Origin of the sequence: Flavobacterium sp. UBA4854 (assembly GCF_002399805.1) — a bacterium.
In the GTDB taxonomy this organism is placed as follows: domain Bacteria; phylum Bacteroidota; class Bacteroidia; order Flavobacteriales; family Flavobacteriaceae; genus Flavobacterium; species Flavobacterium ginsengisoli.
The window spans coordinates 66,340-82,055 of the sequence record NZ_DHEI01000160.1 but is presented as its reverse complement, the minus strand read 5'-3'; the positions used below and the strand labels follow the sequence as shown (position 1 = coordinate 82,055).

General features: G+C 33.5%; 15 protein-coding genes. 6 read left to right on the top strand and 9 right to left on the bottom strand.

Annotation, left to right across the window (positions count from 1 at the left end; translation table 11 throughout):
- Positions 1 to 1,019: TonB-dependent receptor (locus B3J44_RS23210; protein ID WP_286971768.1), on the bottom strand; the 1,019-nt coding region annotated here is incomplete at its 3' end.
- A 141-nt stretch (positions 1,020 to 1,160) separates the two neighbouring features.
- On the bottom strand, positions 1,161 to 1,733 hold the full coding sequence (locus B3J44_RS23205) for a hypothetical protein (protein WP_286971766.1): 573 nt from the start codon (positions 1,731 to 1,733) through the stop codon (positions 1,161 to 1,163).
- Between the two features lie 331 nt (positions 1,734 to 2,064).
- Between B3J44_RS23205 and B3J44_RS23200 the strand changes: the two genes are divergently transcribed.
- The 6 genes from B3J44_RS23200 to B3J44_RS23175 all read left to right on the top strand — a co-directional run bounded on the left by B3J44_RS23200 (position 2,065) and on the right by B3J44_RS23175 (position 8,974).
- A complete protein-coding gene (locus B3J44_RS23200) occupies positions 2,065 to 2,964 on the top strand; it encodes a carbohydrate kinase family protein (protein WP_286971764.1) in 900 nt (299 codons plus the stop codon).
- Positions 2,965 to 3,121: 157 nt separating this feature from the next.
- Positions 3,122 to 5,299, top strand: coding sequence for an HAD-IIB family hydrolase (locus tag B3J44_RS23195; RefSeq protein ID WP_286971762.1), 2,178 nt, complete (start codon positions 3,122 to 3,124; stop codon positions 5,297 to 5,299).
- Positions 5,300 to 5,501: 202 nt separating this feature from the next.
- A complete protein-coding gene (locus B3J44_RS23190) occupies positions 5,502 to 7,013 on the top strand; it encodes a glycosyl hydrolase family 32 (protein WP_286971760.1) in 1,512 nt (503 codons plus the stop codon).
- 34 nt (positions 7,014 to 7,047) lie between these two features.
- Entirely contained in the window at positions 7,048 to 7,542 is a 495-nt protein-coding gene (locus B3J44_RS23185) for a PPC domain-containing DNA-binding protein (protein ID WP_286971758.1), read from the top strand.
- A gap of 75 nt (positions 7,543 to 7,617) precedes the next feature.
- Positions 7,618 to 8,208, top strand: a complete 591-nt coding sequence (locus B3J44_RS23180; RefSeq protein WP_286971757.1) for a Crp/Fnr family transcriptional regulator — start codon at positions 7,618 to 7,620, stop codon at positions 8,206 to 8,208.
- A gap of 76 nt (positions 8,209 to 8,284) precedes the next feature.
- Complete coding sequence (locus B3J44_RS23175; RefSeq protein WP_286971756.1) at positions 8,285 to 8,974, top strand: CPBP family intramembrane glutamic endopeptidase; 690 nt, start codon at positions 8,285 to 8,287, stop codon at positions 8,972 to 8,974.
- Positions 8,975 to 9,122: 148 nt separating this feature from the next.
- On the opposite strand, the gene B3J44_RS23170 is transcribed toward B3J44_RS23175, so the two are convergent.
- The 7 genes from B3J44_RS23170 to B3J44_RS23140 all read right to left on the bottom strand — a co-directional run.
- Entirely contained in the window at positions 9,123 to 9,479 is a 357-nt protein-coding gene (locus tag B3J44_RS23170) for a hypothetical protein (protein WP_286971754.1), read from the bottom strand.
- A gap of 152 nt (positions 9,480 to 9,631) precedes the next feature.
- Positions 9,632 to 10,672 (bottom strand): hypothetical protein, encoded by a 1,041-nt coding sequence (locus B3J44_RS23165; protein WP_286971753.1) that lies wholly within the window; start codon positions 10,670 to 10,672, stop codon positions 9,632 to 9,634.
- 240 nt (positions 10,673 to 10,912) lie between these two features.
- Positions 10,913 to 11,593: a hypothetical protein gene (locus tag B3J44_RS23160; RefSeq protein WP_286971752.1), complete on the bottom strand. Its 681-nt coding sequence runs from the start codon at positions 11,591 to 11,593 to the stop codon at positions 10,913 to 10,915.
- 76 nt (positions 11,594 to 11,669) lie between these two features.
- Positions 11,670 to 12,416 carry a hypothetical protein gene (locus B3J44_RS23155; protein WP_286971751.1) on the bottom strand — a complete coding sequence of 249 codons (747 nt, stop codon included), beginning with the start codon at positions 12,414 to 12,416 and terminating at the stop codon, positions 11,670 to 11,672.
- A gap of 18 nt (positions 12,417 to 12,434) precedes the next feature.
- Positions 12,435 to 13,238 carry an HmuY family protein gene (locus tag B3J44_RS23150; RefSeq protein ID WP_286971750.1) on the bottom strand — a complete coding sequence of 268 codons (804 nt, stop codon included), beginning with the start codon at positions 13,236 to 13,238 and terminating at the stop codon, positions 12,435 to 12,437.
- Between the two features lie 12 nt (positions 13,239 to 13,250).
- Positions 13,251 to 13,970, bottom strand: a complete 720-nt coding sequence (locus tag B3J44_RS23145; RefSeq protein ID WP_286971749.1) for an HmuY family protein — start codon at positions 13,968 to 13,970, stop codon at positions 13,251 to 13,253.
- 15 nt (positions 13,971 to 13,985) lie between these two features.
- Positions 13,986 to 15,716: TonB-dependent receptor plug domain-containing protein (locus B3J44_RS23140; protein WP_286971748.1), on the bottom strand; the 1,731-nt coding region annotated here is incomplete at its 5' end.

The following is a 15,716-nucleotide window of genomic DNA, read 5'->3' as shown; positions in this document are numbered from 1 at the left end:
GATGTTCCTTTAGAAACACTAAATTCAGCATCGATTAATAAAGTCAATCTTTCATTCACTTCATAAGAGAAACTTGGCGCGATGAAAAAACTTTTATTAAATCCTGCGTCTTGAAAGCTTCTTTCGCTATGCAAGGCCGTATTAATTCTAAAAAGAGCCGTTTTATCTTCGTTAAGAGGCGTGTTAATATCGGCCGTTAAACGATTCAAATCCCAATCTCCAGCCGAATACGACACTTCTCCTTTAAAGAAATTAAAAGGCTTTTTGGTAACTCTATTGAACAATCCGCCAAAAGAAGAAATCGTACTTCCAAACAAAGTTGCAGATGGTCCTTTTATGACTTCAATACGCTCTAAATTGGATGGATCAATTGTATTATAAGTAAAACTTCCAACCCCATTTCTAACTAACTGAGGCGTTGCAAAACCTCTAGAAATGTTAGTTGTTCTTCCTTGATTTCTCACTTCAGAAATACCAGCTCCCGGAACATTTTTAAAAGCACTATTATAGTCTGTAATTACCTGCTCTTTCATCAGTTCCTTGCTTACAATTGTATAAACCTGAGGATTTTCCATGTTTTTCAGTTTCATTTTAGAAACTTCTTCACTTTCTTTTCTTGCAAATCGGTTTCCGCCAGAACTTACAATTACCTCTTCTAATTTTTGCGAAGTATAAGTCATTTCAAAATCAAGAGTAACTTCTGTGTTATTCTGATCAACAATAACTGAAGCTGGAGAAGATTCGTAACCATTCAATTTTATTTCAACGAAATAAGTTCCGAAAGGGATGTTTTTTAATTGATACGTTCCATCAGAATCCGTCGTTGTCGTTTTATTTAATTCTGAAATTTTAACCGTTGCACCTTGTAAAGAATTTCCGTCTTTAAGAACAGCTTTACCAGAAATTGAACCAACAGTAGATTGAGAAAAAGCCGTTTCTGAACATGAAAAAAGAATCAAAAAGGCTGTAAACACTTGATATAAAATATTGTTTTTAAGTGTTTTAAAAATTGCTTTCATATAAAATTTATAATTTATCCTTATTTAGACTGGTTACAAATATATGAATGAGAACTGACTTCTTAGGAAAAGATTAAAACTTTCTTAAAAAATAATTAAAAACAAACAATGAGATTTCTCACGTCTTAAAAAGGGCTATGATTATAGAAGATTACCTTCCCAATCAGTCTTCTTTGGAACAAACATTTTATGCCATTTTTCTACAAAGACATCTATGTTTTGCATATCAGATTGAATCAATTTCGAAAGTTTAGCAACTTCGCTTTCATAATCACTTTTAGAATAAAATTTCCCAAGTTTATGTTCTGGTAAAAAAAGCATATAGAATAATGGTGGGCCTTTGTATTCGTCGCTTCTTAATCTCATTTTGGTTGAAATCTTGTCTGGAGTTCCAAATTCTAAACCATCAAAATCCTTTAAAAGTGATAATGAATTTAAAGTAGGACTAAGTTCATAAATATTCAAATGAATTTGAATCCACTTTTCGCCATTAATTATACTGACAGAAAGTTGTTCCAAATAATTTTCTGACGATAATCTGCTAAAATCATAAGTATAGCCGCGACTGTTTCGATCATATTGCCCGTGCCATGAAGTTTTAAATGGAGAAAGCTCAAAACCATTTTTTAATAAAGAAGGAATTCCGACTTCTTTAAAAATTTCATTTCTAACTTTTAGAAGCTCCTTGTCTTCAACTTTGTAAAATAATTTCATTTAATTTTTTAATAGTTTTTGAAAGTAAAATTTTATTAGCAAACCGTTATAGTACAATTTTGATCCGCTTTAAATTCATTTAGAAGTAACTTTAATAAAATTATAAGAAAATACCGTTTTAACCCTTTTTACCTTCTTATAAGTTCTATTTTCATAAAAAAAAGACTACCTATTCAACAAATATAAATTAAAAATTTAGACTTTTTAAAATGAACAGATTGTTATGATTTTTAGATTTGGGTTGCAGAAACCGTTATTCTTTTTTATTTTTATGAAATCGTGTGAAACTCTAATCACTTGATTTAATGTTTTAAAATAAGAGAAAATTAAAATGAGCAACAACAAAAAACTAAAAGCTGTAGCTTTCGGAGAAGTACTTTGGGATATTTTTGGTAATGAAAAAAAAATTGGCGGAGCGCCTTTAAATGTGGCACTTCGCATGAAAGCACTGGGTGTTGATTCTAATATGATTAGCTGTGTAGGAAATGATGAAGATGGAGAAGCAATTATAGATGAAGTCAACAAATTAGGCCTTGAAACCAAAACTATTCTAAAATCTGACGATTTCCCTACAGGATTGGTAAATGTAACATTAGACGAAAGTAAATCTGCGACTTATGAAATTATTTATCCTTCCGCTTGGGACAAGATTGTTTTAAACGAAGAAGCAAGAGAATTAGTCATAAACTCAGATGTTTTAATCTACGGAAGTTTGGTTTGCAGAGATGAAGTTTCTAGAGAAGCTTTAGACGAATTGCTCAACACGCACACTTATAAAGTTTTTGATGTTAATCTTCGAAAACCGCATTATGATTACGAAATTCTGCAGCACTTAATGCAGTCGGCTAATTTTATCAAATTTAATGATGAAGAGCTAATGGAAATCAGTGCCGCTTTAGATTCTCCTTACAATACTTTAGAAGAAAATATGAATTTCATCTGTTCTTTAACCAATGCCACAGCAATTTGTGTTACAAGAGGAAAAGATGGAGCCTTGCTTTTATGGGATAAACATCTTTATGAAAATGAGGGTTATACAATAAAAGTTGAAGATACGGTTGGTGCTGGAGATTCTTTCTTGGGCGCTTTGATTACCTCCCTTTTAAGCGGAAAAGATCCACAAGCAGCTTTAAATTTTGCCTGCGCAACAGGAGCCTTAGTCGCTGGTTCAGCTGGTGGAAATCCTAAAATTTCAATATTTGACATAGAAAATTTAATTAATAAAAATTAAAAATATGAAAAGCCTGATTCCAAACATCAGGCTTTTTTTATAGTTATAACATTCTATTTTTCTTCCAAACATGGGAAATATGTAAATTTAAAATGGAATTATTTCGTCCTAATCAAGAGGAGCGCAGTAAATTGCAAATCCAATAAAATAAGGAAGAATGATGAAAAAACTACGAATTTCACTTATCAATATCCACGGACTTTTGAAAGGTTCTGGTCTCGAAATCGGTAGAGATGCTGACAACGGAGGTCAGACCAAATACATATACGAATTAGCAGAGTTTTTATCGCAGCATGAAGATGTCGAACACGTTCATATTTTTACAAGATTAATAGATGATTCCGCCCTTTCGCCAGAATACTCAGTACCTGTAGAAATTATAAATGACAAACTGGATATAAGGCGAATTCCGTTTCTGGGAAAAAAATATAAAGCAAAAGAACAGCTTTGGGAAGGTCTAGATACTTTTGTGAACGGCGCGATGCAACACATCAAACAACACAATATTTTCCCAGATTGGATTCACTCTCATTATGCTGACGCAGGTTACGCCGCAGCCGAATTATCGTCAGTTTTGAATATACCTTTTGCCCATACGGGACATTCTTTAGGATTTTACAAAAAGAAGAAATTAATCGAAAGCGGAGAAACTGAAGAAGAATTGGAGAAAAAGTTCAAGTTTAAAGCCCGAATTGCTGCTGAAGAAAGAACCTTAGAACTCGCAGAATTTATTGTCACTTCTACCGAACAGGAAATTGAGACCTACAAAGCATATAAAAATTTTGAATTAGGAAAATACCACGCGATCTCTCCCGGAATTGACACCAGAAAATTTGTTCCTTATTATTATCAAGAAAACGATTCTGATAAACATATGGAAGAAGCGCAACGAAAATATTGGGTTGCCGAAAGTATTTCTAAATTTCTTACCAATCCGCACAAGCCAATTATTCTGGCGCTTTCACGACCTGACCGCCATAAAAACTTGAATACCTTAATTGAAGTTTACGGAAAAGACAAAGAACTGCAAAGTATGGCTAATTTGGTCATTTTTGCCGGAATTCGAAAAGACATTGCTAAAATGCCAGAATCTGAAAAAAACGTTTTAACCGATTTGCTTCTTTTGATGGATAAATACGATTTGTACGGAAAAATGGCAATTCCGAAGAAACATGATGTTGAAAACGAAGTTTCGATTATCTATCGTTATGCCGCAGAAAAAAGAGGCGTTTTTGTGAATTTAGCTTTGCATGAAAACTTCGGATTGACCGTTATCGAATCGGCTAGTTCGGGGCTTCCAGTTGTGGTGACAAAAAACGGCGGACCTTCAGAAATTATTCCTGTTTGCCAGAACGGAGAATTGGTAAATCCGCAAGAAGAAAGCCAGATCAAAAAAGCACTCCGAAATATTTTAACCGATGAAAATCGATGGAAATATTACTCCAATAATGGTGCTACTAATATTCAAAAATATTACAGTTGGATAAGCCATGTTAACCATTATGTAGATTTAATCAATGAAAATCTATCAGTTTCTTCAACTGGAATCAAAAAACAGCATTATCCAAATATCAATATCAGTCGATTAAAACGAAAAATAGATCACTTATTGGTTTCAGATATTGACGGAACTTTAATAGAACCAAAACTAGCAAATCCAGGTTTGAAAGAATTAAAAGCTCATTTAACCAATCGCACCGATAAAATGGCTTTTGCAATGGCTTCTGGAAGAAATTTAGCGCTTGTTAAAAAAGTAATTGACGAAGAAGAGTTTCCGCTACCCGACTTTATTATCTGTTCTGTCGGAACTGAAATCTATTACACCAATGGAAAGGATTATATTTTGGATAAAGGTTGGGCAAAATTTCTTGCAGGAAGATGGAAACGAGAAGATATCGTTAATAGATTGAAAGACATTAAATGGATAAAAATTCAGGAAGAAGAAGCTCAAAACCCTTATAAAATCTCATATTATTATGATAAAGAAAACTACAATCATGATGAGCTAATTACTGCTTTGGGAACGGGCTGGTACAAAGTCAATATTATTCCGAGTCATGGGCAATTTTTAGATTTTATTCCCAAAAGAGCTTCAAAAGGAAATGCGATTAAGTTCTTGTGCAGAAAATGGTCTATTCCGTTAAGTAATGTAATTGCGGCAGGAGATTCCGGAAATGATGTCGATATGTTTAGAGGTTCAGTAAAAGGAATTATTGTTGGAAATCGAAGCGCAGAACTTGCCGATTATGAAACAACAAAAAGCATTTATGTCGCTAAAAATTCAGCTTCAGAAGGGATTTTGGAAGGTTTAAAACATTATAAAGTCATAAAATAATTCATTCGTTGAGCATAAAAAATATGCCACTAATTGCACAAATTTTCACGAATTTTTAATTAGGCAAAAATCTAAGACATATCACAACTACAACTTTGTCAAAGTTTTAAACTTTGACAAAGTTCTTCAAATGAGAATTCGTGAAAATTCGTGTCATTCGTGGCAAAAAAAAATATACTAACAGTTTAAAATAAATAATAAAATGTATTCAGGTTCAGGATTTAGCAATTGGGAAATTGGAGATGTTGATGTATTTATAGATGAAAAAGGAATTCATCATTTATTTCATTTAATCATTCCAAATCATGATTATATCGCTCATGCCATTTCAAAAGACGGTCTTTCGTGGAAACGAGTAAAAAACGCTTTATTTGTGGGCGATCCAGGAGAATGGGACGATGATATGTTATGGACAATGCACATCAGCAAAAAATCGGATGGCGAAGGTTATGAAATGTATTATACTGGCCTTAAACGTCAAGACAAGGGAATCGAACAAAAAGTAGGAAGAGCAATTTCTACCGATTTGCTCACTTGGAAAAAGGAAAATTTATACGGACTTCCGTTTAAAAGTGAAGCTCCACATTATGAAGGCAAAAATAACAATCCGCGACAATGGATTAGTTTTCGTGATCCTTTTAAATATCAATACAAAGGCGAAGATTATTTGTTAATCTGCGCCCGAAGCGCCTCTGGACCAACATACCGCAGAGGCTGTATTGGTGTGGCAAAAAGAGAAAAAGAAGGTTATGTGCTGCAAAAACCTCTTCACATTCCATATGTTTATGATGATGTGGAATGTCCATGTGTTTTTGAAATTAAAGGAACGCATTATCTTTTAGGATCTATCAGAGAAGATATTAAAATTCGTTATTGGTCTTCGCCAGAATTTAGAGGAGAATATTCTGCATTTCACAATAATGTTTTAATGCCACAAGGAAACTATGCTGCCAGAGTGGTTAAAGATGGAAAACATTTCTTGGTTTACAATTTCTATTTTGCAGACGGAAACGTCAATACACACCGCGTAATTCCGCCACCAAAAGAATTGGATGTCGATAAAAGCGGAAGACTTTTACTGAAAAGTTATTACTATTGGGAAAAATTGTATCAGAAAACGATACATCAAAAAGATTTGCCTCACCCCTTGCCTATTCTAGGAAATCCAACAGCCGAATTTGTTTTAGAAAATGAAAATAAGTGGCGTTTTGGATGCCGAAGCGGTTATGAAATTTATGGCTTCGAAAAACCGTCAAACGATTTTGTTTGGGAAGGAACATTGTCTGTTGAAGGAATGGGAAAAACGGGTTTTGTTATTGAATGTGATAAAGAAGGAACTGGATATTATATTTCGATTGATTTTATGAATGGTTTTGTGCAGTTTAGAGCTTGGGGATTTAATGAAAAAGATGTCAAGAATAATTTCATTTTTGAAAACATTCAAACCAATCAATTTGAAATTAGCGAAGAAAAACAGATTTCCTTTAAAATTATCCGTTATGGAAATTATTATGAACTTTCGATAAATGACATTGTGAAACTGACTTTATTGGATTTTAAATACAACGAAGGAAAAGTCGGAATCTATGTTTGTTCTGCTGTAATTTCGATAAGCGATTCTAAAATTCACGTTATTCCAGAACCAGAAAACGAATATGCAGCTTCTGATCCTGAAAAATATGATAATGAACTTCAGCCAAATTCTTTAATTTAAAATACTTATGAAAATTCAATCCCTTAAAATCGGTATGGCAATAGTACTTTTAATGTCTCTTAATTTTGCCAATGCTCAACAAAAAGATGCCGAAAAATGCCGTTATACCAAAACTCCTCAAGGTTATCTGATGGTTCTTCGCGAAGGCGATAATGTTTTGGAACTAATTGAAAAATTAGCCAAAGAGCAAAATATTCCGTCAGCAAATTTTACTGGAATTGGTTTTGCGCAAGATGCCACTTTTGGATTTTACGATTTTAACCAAAAGAAATTTCACCCCAAAACTTTCAATAAAGTCGAAATGGGAAGCATAACTGGTTCTATTGCCTGGAACGGAGAAAAACCTTCAATTCATATGCACGGCGTAGCTACTGATGATAAATTTGATGCTTACGGCGGTCATATTCTTGGACTGAAAGTTGGAACGGGATCAATGGAAATTTATATCACTGTAAATCCTGAAAAACTAGAAAGAAAAATAGAACAGCCACTGAATGCAAATGTTTTGCAATTGCCTTGTTTAAAATAGATTTTGGTTAATAGGATTGTTTTTATTTTGAAAGATAAAACTTATATTGGCATTCCAAACTCATATTTTAATAAAATGCCACATAGCCCTTCCCCAGAAGATGTAAAGAGAATTTTCGAAAATTATTTTACTGCCGATATGAACATCTGGACAGGGTTTTCGGAGAAGATTAAAGTTCGTGAATTTAACAAATCTGAAATCATAAAAGATTATCATGGCGTCGAAAAATATCTTAATATCATCATTAAAGGATCTGCAGGTTTATTTGTTTGGGATGGCAAAAGAGACATCTGCATTAATCTATTGTATGAAAAGAGTTTTATAAGTGATTATATGTCTTTTCTAAATCAGCAGCCATCTGTTATTAAAACTGAAGCTTTAGAAGATTTGACGCTTTGGTCTATTCCGCATCAAGATTTGAACGAACTGTATCAAAGATCTGAAACAGGTTTACGAATTGGAAAAGCCATTTCTGAAATGCTTTATGTGCGTAAACAACAAGAACAAATTAATCTATTAACGCTTTCTCCTCAAGAACGTTATTTGAAACTTATAGAAGGGCGTCCAGAAATATTTCAAAGAACACCACTTAAAATCATTGCTTCTTATTTGGGATTAACAGCAGAAAGTTTAAGCCGAATTCGAAAAAGAGTTATGGAAAAATGATTTCTTACCCAAAGTCAATTTTATTTTCATTTTTGCTCGCTAAGTTTGCTTCACTAAACCAAACAAATTTAAAACGATGAAAAATAAAATCAACTTTGGCGCTATTATAGTTTATTATGTAATTGCTGTAATCTGCAGATATGCAGCTGTTAAAACCAATTTATTGTCAGGAATAGAAAATCCGTATTTAGTAATTTTGCTTCGTGGTGTTGGTCCTGCTTTGGGTGCTTTGGCAGCAATAAAAATATTCTCTCTTAACAATCCAATGTCGTTAAAAGGAATTTATAAAAATGCAATTGTTCCGTTTGCCGTTTATTGGATTCTTCCAGCTGTTTTAATTGCAGGTGTTTATTATTTCACAATCGGTAAATTTCCAATTTTATTAATGTTTACGGTTTTAGTTTACGGACTTTTAGAAGAAATCGGATGGCGTGGATTTTTGCAAGAACAATTGAAATCGCTTCCTAAATTTACTTCAATCTTAATTATTGCTGTTCTTTGGTTCGCATGGCATTTAAACTTTGAAACAACTCCAAGCAACATGATTTTCTTCGGAATCATTTTCTTCGGAACTTGGGGAATCGGAAAAGTATATACTTCTACAGGGTCGCTATTGGCAGTTGCGGGAGTGCATTCGCTAAATAATTTCTTCCGTAATGGTTTACATGATACAGAACTTATTTTAATTGTAGTTTTATTAGTAATATGGGTTGGTTTTATTATTCTTTATAACAGAAAATATAAAACTGCTGTTAATCCAGCTTAACTTAATTCCGCAGACAATTGAGATAGTTTCTGCAAAATATTTTTTTCACGCAGATTTAGCAGATTATGCAGATTTAATCAGTGAAAATCCTTTTAATCTGTGGCAAAAAAAACAGCGCAAACATTTTAAGTTTTGCGCTGTTTCTATTCTAATTTAATCTTTCCGTAGTTTCAACTCTCAAACAATGTTCACTACCAAGATAAAGCGGATTTCCATGTTTCTCCGACCAAAATCCGTCTAACATATCTTTGGTAATGCATCTATAAACCGCAACTCCTTTATAAGTTTTATGATCATCGCCTTTATAACTAAAATTAATGACCAAAATATTATCTTTAAAGAAACCCGTTCCTTTTTGTTTATGTGAATTGATCAGCCAATCTGCTTTTATGCGGTTGTTTTGATCTAAAGTGAGAGTCAAAATACCTTTGTAAGTTATCTCATTACTTTCGTCCTGATTGCTTCCCGAAATAGAATAAGTGCCTACTAAATCTTGTATTGTCATTTATTTAATGCTGAATTTGAAATATAAATAGTTCCAGATTTTAGAAATCTTTAATTGAAAGTTGGCAAATATATATAATTAATAAACTTCTCTAAACATAAAAAAATGCGCAGACCATTAAAGTCTGCGCATTCTAAAAAAAAATATCCGAATTATTTAATTTTCAAGGTATATGCAGTAAGCGTACTGGCTGCATCTCTATAGAATCTTACTCGATTATAAGTTCCTGCAGGTGTTCCTTCTGGAACTTTTAATATCGCTCTGTAAATAGTGCCACTTACAAATTCTAACGGATAAATTGCCGTTGGAGCTGTACTGTTATACATTTCTATTTTGGTAATTGTATTTAGTTGACCTCCTCTAATTTCAAATGTATCTCCAATTTTCCTTTCTGTTCCAGAACCAATTAACTCTGCTTTAAAAGAATCTGGTTCAATAACACTAACTTGAAATCTATTTTCGACACTTCCATTTTGAAGCGTATAAATTCCGTTTTTGACACGTAAATCGTAAGTTCCTACAGGCATGTCTTCTTTAAGAAAATAATATACTCCATATTCCGTAAACGATGTACCCGATGTGGTTGTTCCTAACGAACCTCCTAAATAAACGATTTCTGCGGTATATTCTGTTTTCTCATCTTCTGCAGATACCAAATAAACTCTAGTGTTTTCGACACTTAGCCACAAATCATTTATCGATGATGTAATTCCTGAGTTTCCTATATTAACAATCTTTTGCAAAAAACCTTTTCTAAAAGTTTCTGGATAGGCTACAGTCCAAGTTCTTGGTTCTGTTTGTCTGAAATCTATTTTAAGCGTATATTTTTTTGTTGTTCCCGCTTTTGAAGTTACTGTATAAACGGTTCCATCTTTAAAAGGAACTTCTGTTCCAGATGCTGGAGAAATTACAGCTTCTGTACCAAGAACAATTTCAGGTTTTATGGTTTCTGGAAAAGATGTATTTACACTCCATGTCACTATTATATTTTCCTCTGTAATAGCGGCGCTTACATCATTATTATCTGCATCTTTTATCGTAAAAGACTCAATGTGAGTATATCCTGGAACTTTTACAACATCGCCAGGAATTGAATTTACTTTATCAATATATTCAGTATCACAAGAAAAGAATAGTACTGATAAAAAAAGTAATCCGATTAAAAATACATTGGTATTGTTTTTTTTACTCATGATTGTATTGATTATCTAATTTTTAAATGATTTTATTTTATTATTTTTGCCTTATTGATAAAGGCATTTATATTTTTAAAATGTCTGTATTTTCAATGCTTACGGTAATTTAAAAAGCCGTTTGATAGTCATGGGGTAATGATATGATATTAGTATTTTGCAGAGATCGCCGGTCAAGCTTTACTGCAGCACTTTTTAATTATGTCGTAATCCCATGTTTCTTTTTACATTGTTATTGATTTATAATACTTTAGACCAGTTATAACTGATTACACTGCTTGAAGTTCCTGGAGTAACCGCTGTTACTTTTACCAAATAAACTTCTGTAGCGCTTGTATGAGGAACTGTAACAGAATGCGAATTTGTTCCAGCTGCTTTCCAGATTACAATAGCTTTAGCAGGAGTCATAACATGAGTTGTAATATTATAAGAGTAATATCCTAATCCGTAATTTGATCCAGATATTGTACCATTGTATCCAACTATATTATAAGGATCTGATGCTGGAGCTGTACCAACATTTCCAGTTGCATTTTTAACTTCAACACTTTCTTTCCATAAATCCCATTCTCCACAAACAGAATTTAAATCGACTGTACCAACGTACCATTGAGCTGTATTTCCAACAGGACGAAGTGAAGCTCCGTAAATACCTTCCCACTGAACGTTTACACCGCCAATAACAGCAGCTACTGGAGTCCAGTTAGTATCTACAGATGATGGTGCTTGCCATCTATTTACAGTTACTGATGTTGAAGTTGCAGAACATAATTCTATTGCAGCTGCTTTTGCTGTTTGATTAGAAACTTGTTCTTCTTGTGCTTTTGCAAGTCCTTGTGAATCGGCAGTTTGGTCTTCTGAGCTACAAGATGTAATTGAAATAGTAGCCAATGCTAAAAATGATAAGATTATTTTTTTCATAATGATATATTTAATAGATTAATTTGGCTTCTTTTATTACCTCGGCAGAAAAGACAGACATTTTTTATTTGCAAATTTATTTTGTAATTCTAATAGGATATTTCATTGTAGCGGTAAGATTATAGCTTTCCATCTGTATCCAATAGTCAGTATCGGGTTCTAATGTTATTGCTTCACTAGAAGTTCCTCCAAAAACATAAGCTGCTGAAAAGCTAAAGATGTCTAAACCTTCATTATACTGCTGAAATTGCCATTTTTTATTTCCTTGTGCATCTACAGCATAAACTTTTGTTACTTCGTAAGAAGGAACAAAGTTTTCACCTTTTAAAAACATAGAGCTTGAAACGGGTATAGTATAAGTTGAAGTCTCACTTGATAATTCTCTTAAAACCAATTTTGGCTGTTGGATCACAATTTTTACAGTATAAACAGCTGTTGTTCCGTCAGCTGCTTTAGTGGTATACGTAAATGGTGTTTTTGCGAATACAGGCACTAACTCGGTAGCTGCGGGAGTAATAGTTGTTTTTTCAGGAAGTGAAATCGAAGTTTCTAAATATTCATATTCATAATAAGAAGGCAGATAAACTGTAATTGTTTTCTCTAAATTATTTACAGCGCTATATATCGCTTGACTTTCGCCTGGATTTACAACCTTAAAAGATATAATTCTTCGTGCATCAAGGTCGGTAACAATTTCTGTAACGGGATCTTCTTTTACATCTCTCCATCTTTCTTCTTCATTATCGCAAGAAGTTAAAAGACTAAAAAGCGTAAAAGCAACAAAAAACAAAGGCGTTTTTAATTTTGTAATTTTAGTATTCATTATTTATATTTGGATTGGTTATTTAATTTCAAATTTTGTGCTTCCTTTTGGAACCATTACATAATCAAAAGTGTAATACATGTGCGGAGTATCTTTAAACCATTCAGATGGCGTATAAACATCTTTGTAAACCGAAATCATTTTAATTTTTGCATAATTTCCGTTTGCTGTTTTTAGAATAATAGTTCTTGCCGGAATAGTTGTTCCGTTTATAATTTTAAGAGGTTCACCAAGTGCATATGCTACGTGAGCTTTTTGCGGATTAGTTCCATCAGACACAACAACTCCATCAAAATCATACAAATACCATCCAGTTCCATTACCAAAAGAACCAGCATCATCTGTTCCTATAAGATCAATTCCTGTTTTAAACTGACTGTCAGCAGGAACATCAACCACTTCATCAAATGGCTTCGCTACAATGGTAATTCCGCCAACTCCACCTGCCTGATAACCATTATTTTTATTGTCTAAACCGTTATTTCCAGACAAAAAGCTGGCATATAATCCGCCAAAAGCTAAATCCCATTTTCTTGTTTTTTTATAAGAACCGTCAACCGATTTATTCTCTTCAAGACTATAGTAAAGTGTTGCAGAAGGCGCCGTCGGATTATCATCAGAAGTACTTCCTTGATAATTTTTTACATGAATGACTTTATTAAAAAGTGTCTGATCTGGAATTTCTGTTCCTGGGTTTTCTTCATTTCCGCTTCCTTCTGCTGGTTTATCATCAGATGAACATGCTGTAGTTGTGGCAGCAATAAGAAAAACCATCATCAATACTGGCGATACTTTCTCTATTAATGTTTTTATTCGTTTCATGAGGTTATCTATTTATTTGGTATTTAAATTTTTACTTCCGTCTGTCTGTATAAAATATCTGAAAGTGAAATAAGGAGCAGGCCAATTCAAATCTGTAACTGCTGGAGGATTTCCTTTATAGGCATTTACAAGTTGCAGTTTGGCATATTTTCCGTCAGGCAAACGTATCGCATATGTACGATTCGGAATTGCCTGCATAATGTGGCTGCTTAAGCTGTAATAAAACCATCCAGCAGAACTTTCTGAAGAAGCCCATCCTATTTTGGTTATCTCGCTAGTATTAAAATCTGTATCTGAAGGTGCTTGCGTTACATTTTTATACTCTTCATTAAGCAATACAACAGAAGTATTTTCTGCTGGCCCTTCAAAACCAGGATTATATTGGTATTTTGCATTATTTACAAAAACTTCGCTATTGTAAGGTCCTGTAAAAGCAATGTCCCAGTCTTTTGTTTTCATATATTGCAAAGAATCTGCTTTGGTATGCAGCCATATTTGTTTTTTATCGCTGAAGCGAAACAAAAACGTATGAAAACTTCTCTGCTCTTTTCCATTAGTTCCATCTCCCATAGAAGCTCCAGTGTCGCCCGCAAGATCAGTAATAACAGTGCTTTTATTATCAATAAGCGAAGAGTTTGTATCTTCCTCATTGCTGCTGCAGGAAGCCAAACTTATCGCAGCAATCGCAAAAAGCAGTATTTTACTTTTGTTAAATGTTTTAATTGTTGTCATTAGAAATATTTGAGTTTATTGGTTTTTAAAGAAACGATAGCTAACACCAAAAAGAAGTATTCTTCCAGGCTGTCCTGGCATTAGCGGATCTGTATAATCGAAAATATTATCTGCCGTAAACCTGACATTGAGATGATCATTCAATAATTGCTTATCAATACTTGCATTAATCAGCCAGTAATCTTTCACGAAAATGTCATATTTGTCAATAAATTGATTTCCATTACGATCTCCGAATGGATACTTTCCTCTAAAATTCACTCTCAAGTTTGCATTAAGTTTCCATGGATTATTGCGATAGAAAATAGAAGAATTCGCCATATGACGGGAACGGTTTTCAATTCCCCAATAATCTGATGGTCGCGGCTTATACGAATTTCCAGTTGCTGGATCGTGAATATTCTGACTGTAAGGCCATTTTCCTGCTCTAATGCTATCTTTTATGCTAAGATCTTTAGCAATTAAATATTGATAACCAGCACTTATTTCTAGATTTTTTATTGGGGTTAATTTTAGCGAAAGCTCAAAACCTTTATTGACAGCTTCTGGAAGATTTTGGTAGGTATAAATTATTCTGTTGTTTGAGCCTGTAGCAACTTGAATACTATTAATCTGATTGGTTATTCTATGATAAAAACCACCTCCCTCTACTTTGAGTTTCTTTGAAGGTTCGAAAATCAATCCTGCATTATAAGAAGTACTTTTCTCAGCTTGTAAATTTCCAGCGGTCTGATCAAGAACATATTGTCTAATTTCGCTGATTTGTCCATCTTTTTGAAGTTGTTCTAAGGTTGGTGCTAGAACAGCATTTCCAATTACTAAATAATTGCTGTTTGAATTATAAAACACTAAATAATTGGTTTTAAAATCTGGTGCTTTAAATCCAGTTCCAACACCAGTTTTAAAAGTTAATTTTGGGCTAATAAAATACTGCAATCCAAAACTCGGATTTAATCTTCCTCCAAAATTATTAGTATGATCATAGCGTAATCCGCCAACTGCCTTTAGTTTCTCGAAAGGAGTCCATTCTCCCTGAACATAAGAAAACATAGTTTCTAGAGAATTTACACCATTGAGCGCAACATCATTCATGTTTTCAACACTTCCGCCAAAACCGCCAACAAGCTGGTATGTATTATTACTGCTATAAGAAAACTGCTGTTCTAAACGATGAAGCGTCTGTTTAAAAACATCTTGACTAACTGAACTATTATTTTCCTGCCAAGCTACACTCATATCAGCAGTATAATACGTAAGATAGTATCTTGTAATACTTCTAAATGCGCTATTAAAACGATGATCAAATGAAACCGAAAGATTTAAATCTTGCTCATCTTGATTATCTCCAGAAATATGGCCTAGACCAAAATCCTTTTCCATAAAAGAACGACGAAGCCCATATCGTCCGCTCAAGCCAAGAAAACTCTTTTGGTTCACCTGATAACGCGATCTTCCTTGCAAGCTATAATTATCGTAAGGTGGCGAAGTTGTTCCTTGTATGTATTTAGAATTGGTATTGTAACCATCTGTTCTGTAATAATTTGCTGCAAGATTTACAGTGCCTTTATTTTCAAGAAAAGGCGTTTCTCCTTCCAATGTAGCATCAACAATATTCAGTGATCCATAACTTACTGAAGCCTGCATTTGCGGATCTACAACTCCATGTCTGGTAATAATATTTATAGTACCGCCTAAAGCCTCACTTCCGTACAAACTCGAAGAAGCACCCTTTATAATTTCTATACG

Coding starts and splice junctions, on each gene's coding strand:
- B3J44_RS23180 (WP_286971757.1), top strand. CDS start 7,618: ATGCCACATAGCCCTTCCCCAGAAGATGTAAAGAGAATTTTCGAAAAT.
- B3J44_RS23155 (WP_286971751.1), bottom strand. CDS start 12,416: ATGAATACTAAAATTACAAAATTAAAAACGCCTTTGTTTTTTGTTGCT.
- B3J44_RS23170 (WP_286971754.1), bottom strand. CDS start 9,479: ATGACAATACAAGATTTAGTAGGCACTTATTCTATTTCGGGAAGCAAT.
- B3J44_RS23200 (WP_286971764.1), top strand. CDS start 2,065: ATGAGCAACAACAAAAAACTAAAAGCTGTAGCTTTCGGAGAAGTACTT.
- B3J44_RS23195 (WP_286971762.1), top strand. CDS start 3,122: ATGATGAAAAAACTACGAATTTCACTTATCAATATCCACGGACTTTTG.
- B3J44_RS23150 (WP_286971750.1), bottom strand. CDS start 13,238: ATGAAACGAATAAAAACATTAATAGAGAAAGTATCGCCAGTATTGATG.
- B3J44_RS23190 (WP_286971760.1), top strand. CDS start 5,502: ATGTATTCAGGTTCAGGATTTAGCAATTGGGAAATTGGAGATGTTGAT.
- B3J44_RS23160 (WP_286971752.1), bottom strand. CDS start 11,593: ATGAAAAAAATAATCTTATCATTTTTAGCATTGGCTACTATTTCAATT.
- B3J44_RS23205 (WP_286971766.1), bottom strand. CDS start 1,733: ATGAAATTATTTTACAAAGTTGAAGACAAGGAGCTTCTAAAAGTTAGA.
- B3J44_RS23175 (WP_286971756.1), top strand. CDS start 8,285: ATGAAAAATAAAATCAACTTTGGCGCTATTATAGTTTATTATGTAATT.
- B3J44_RS23145 (WP_286971749.1), bottom strand. CDS start 13,970: ATGACAACAATTAAAACATTTAACAAAAGTAAAATACTGCTTTTTGCG.
- B3J44_RS23165 (WP_286971753.1), bottom strand. CDS start 10,672: ATGAGTAAAAAAAACAATACCAATGTATTTTTAATCGGATTACTTTTT.
- B3J44_RS23185 (WP_286971758.1), top strand. CDS start 7,048: ATGGCAATAGTACTTTTAATGTCTCTTAATTTTGCCAATGCTCAACAA.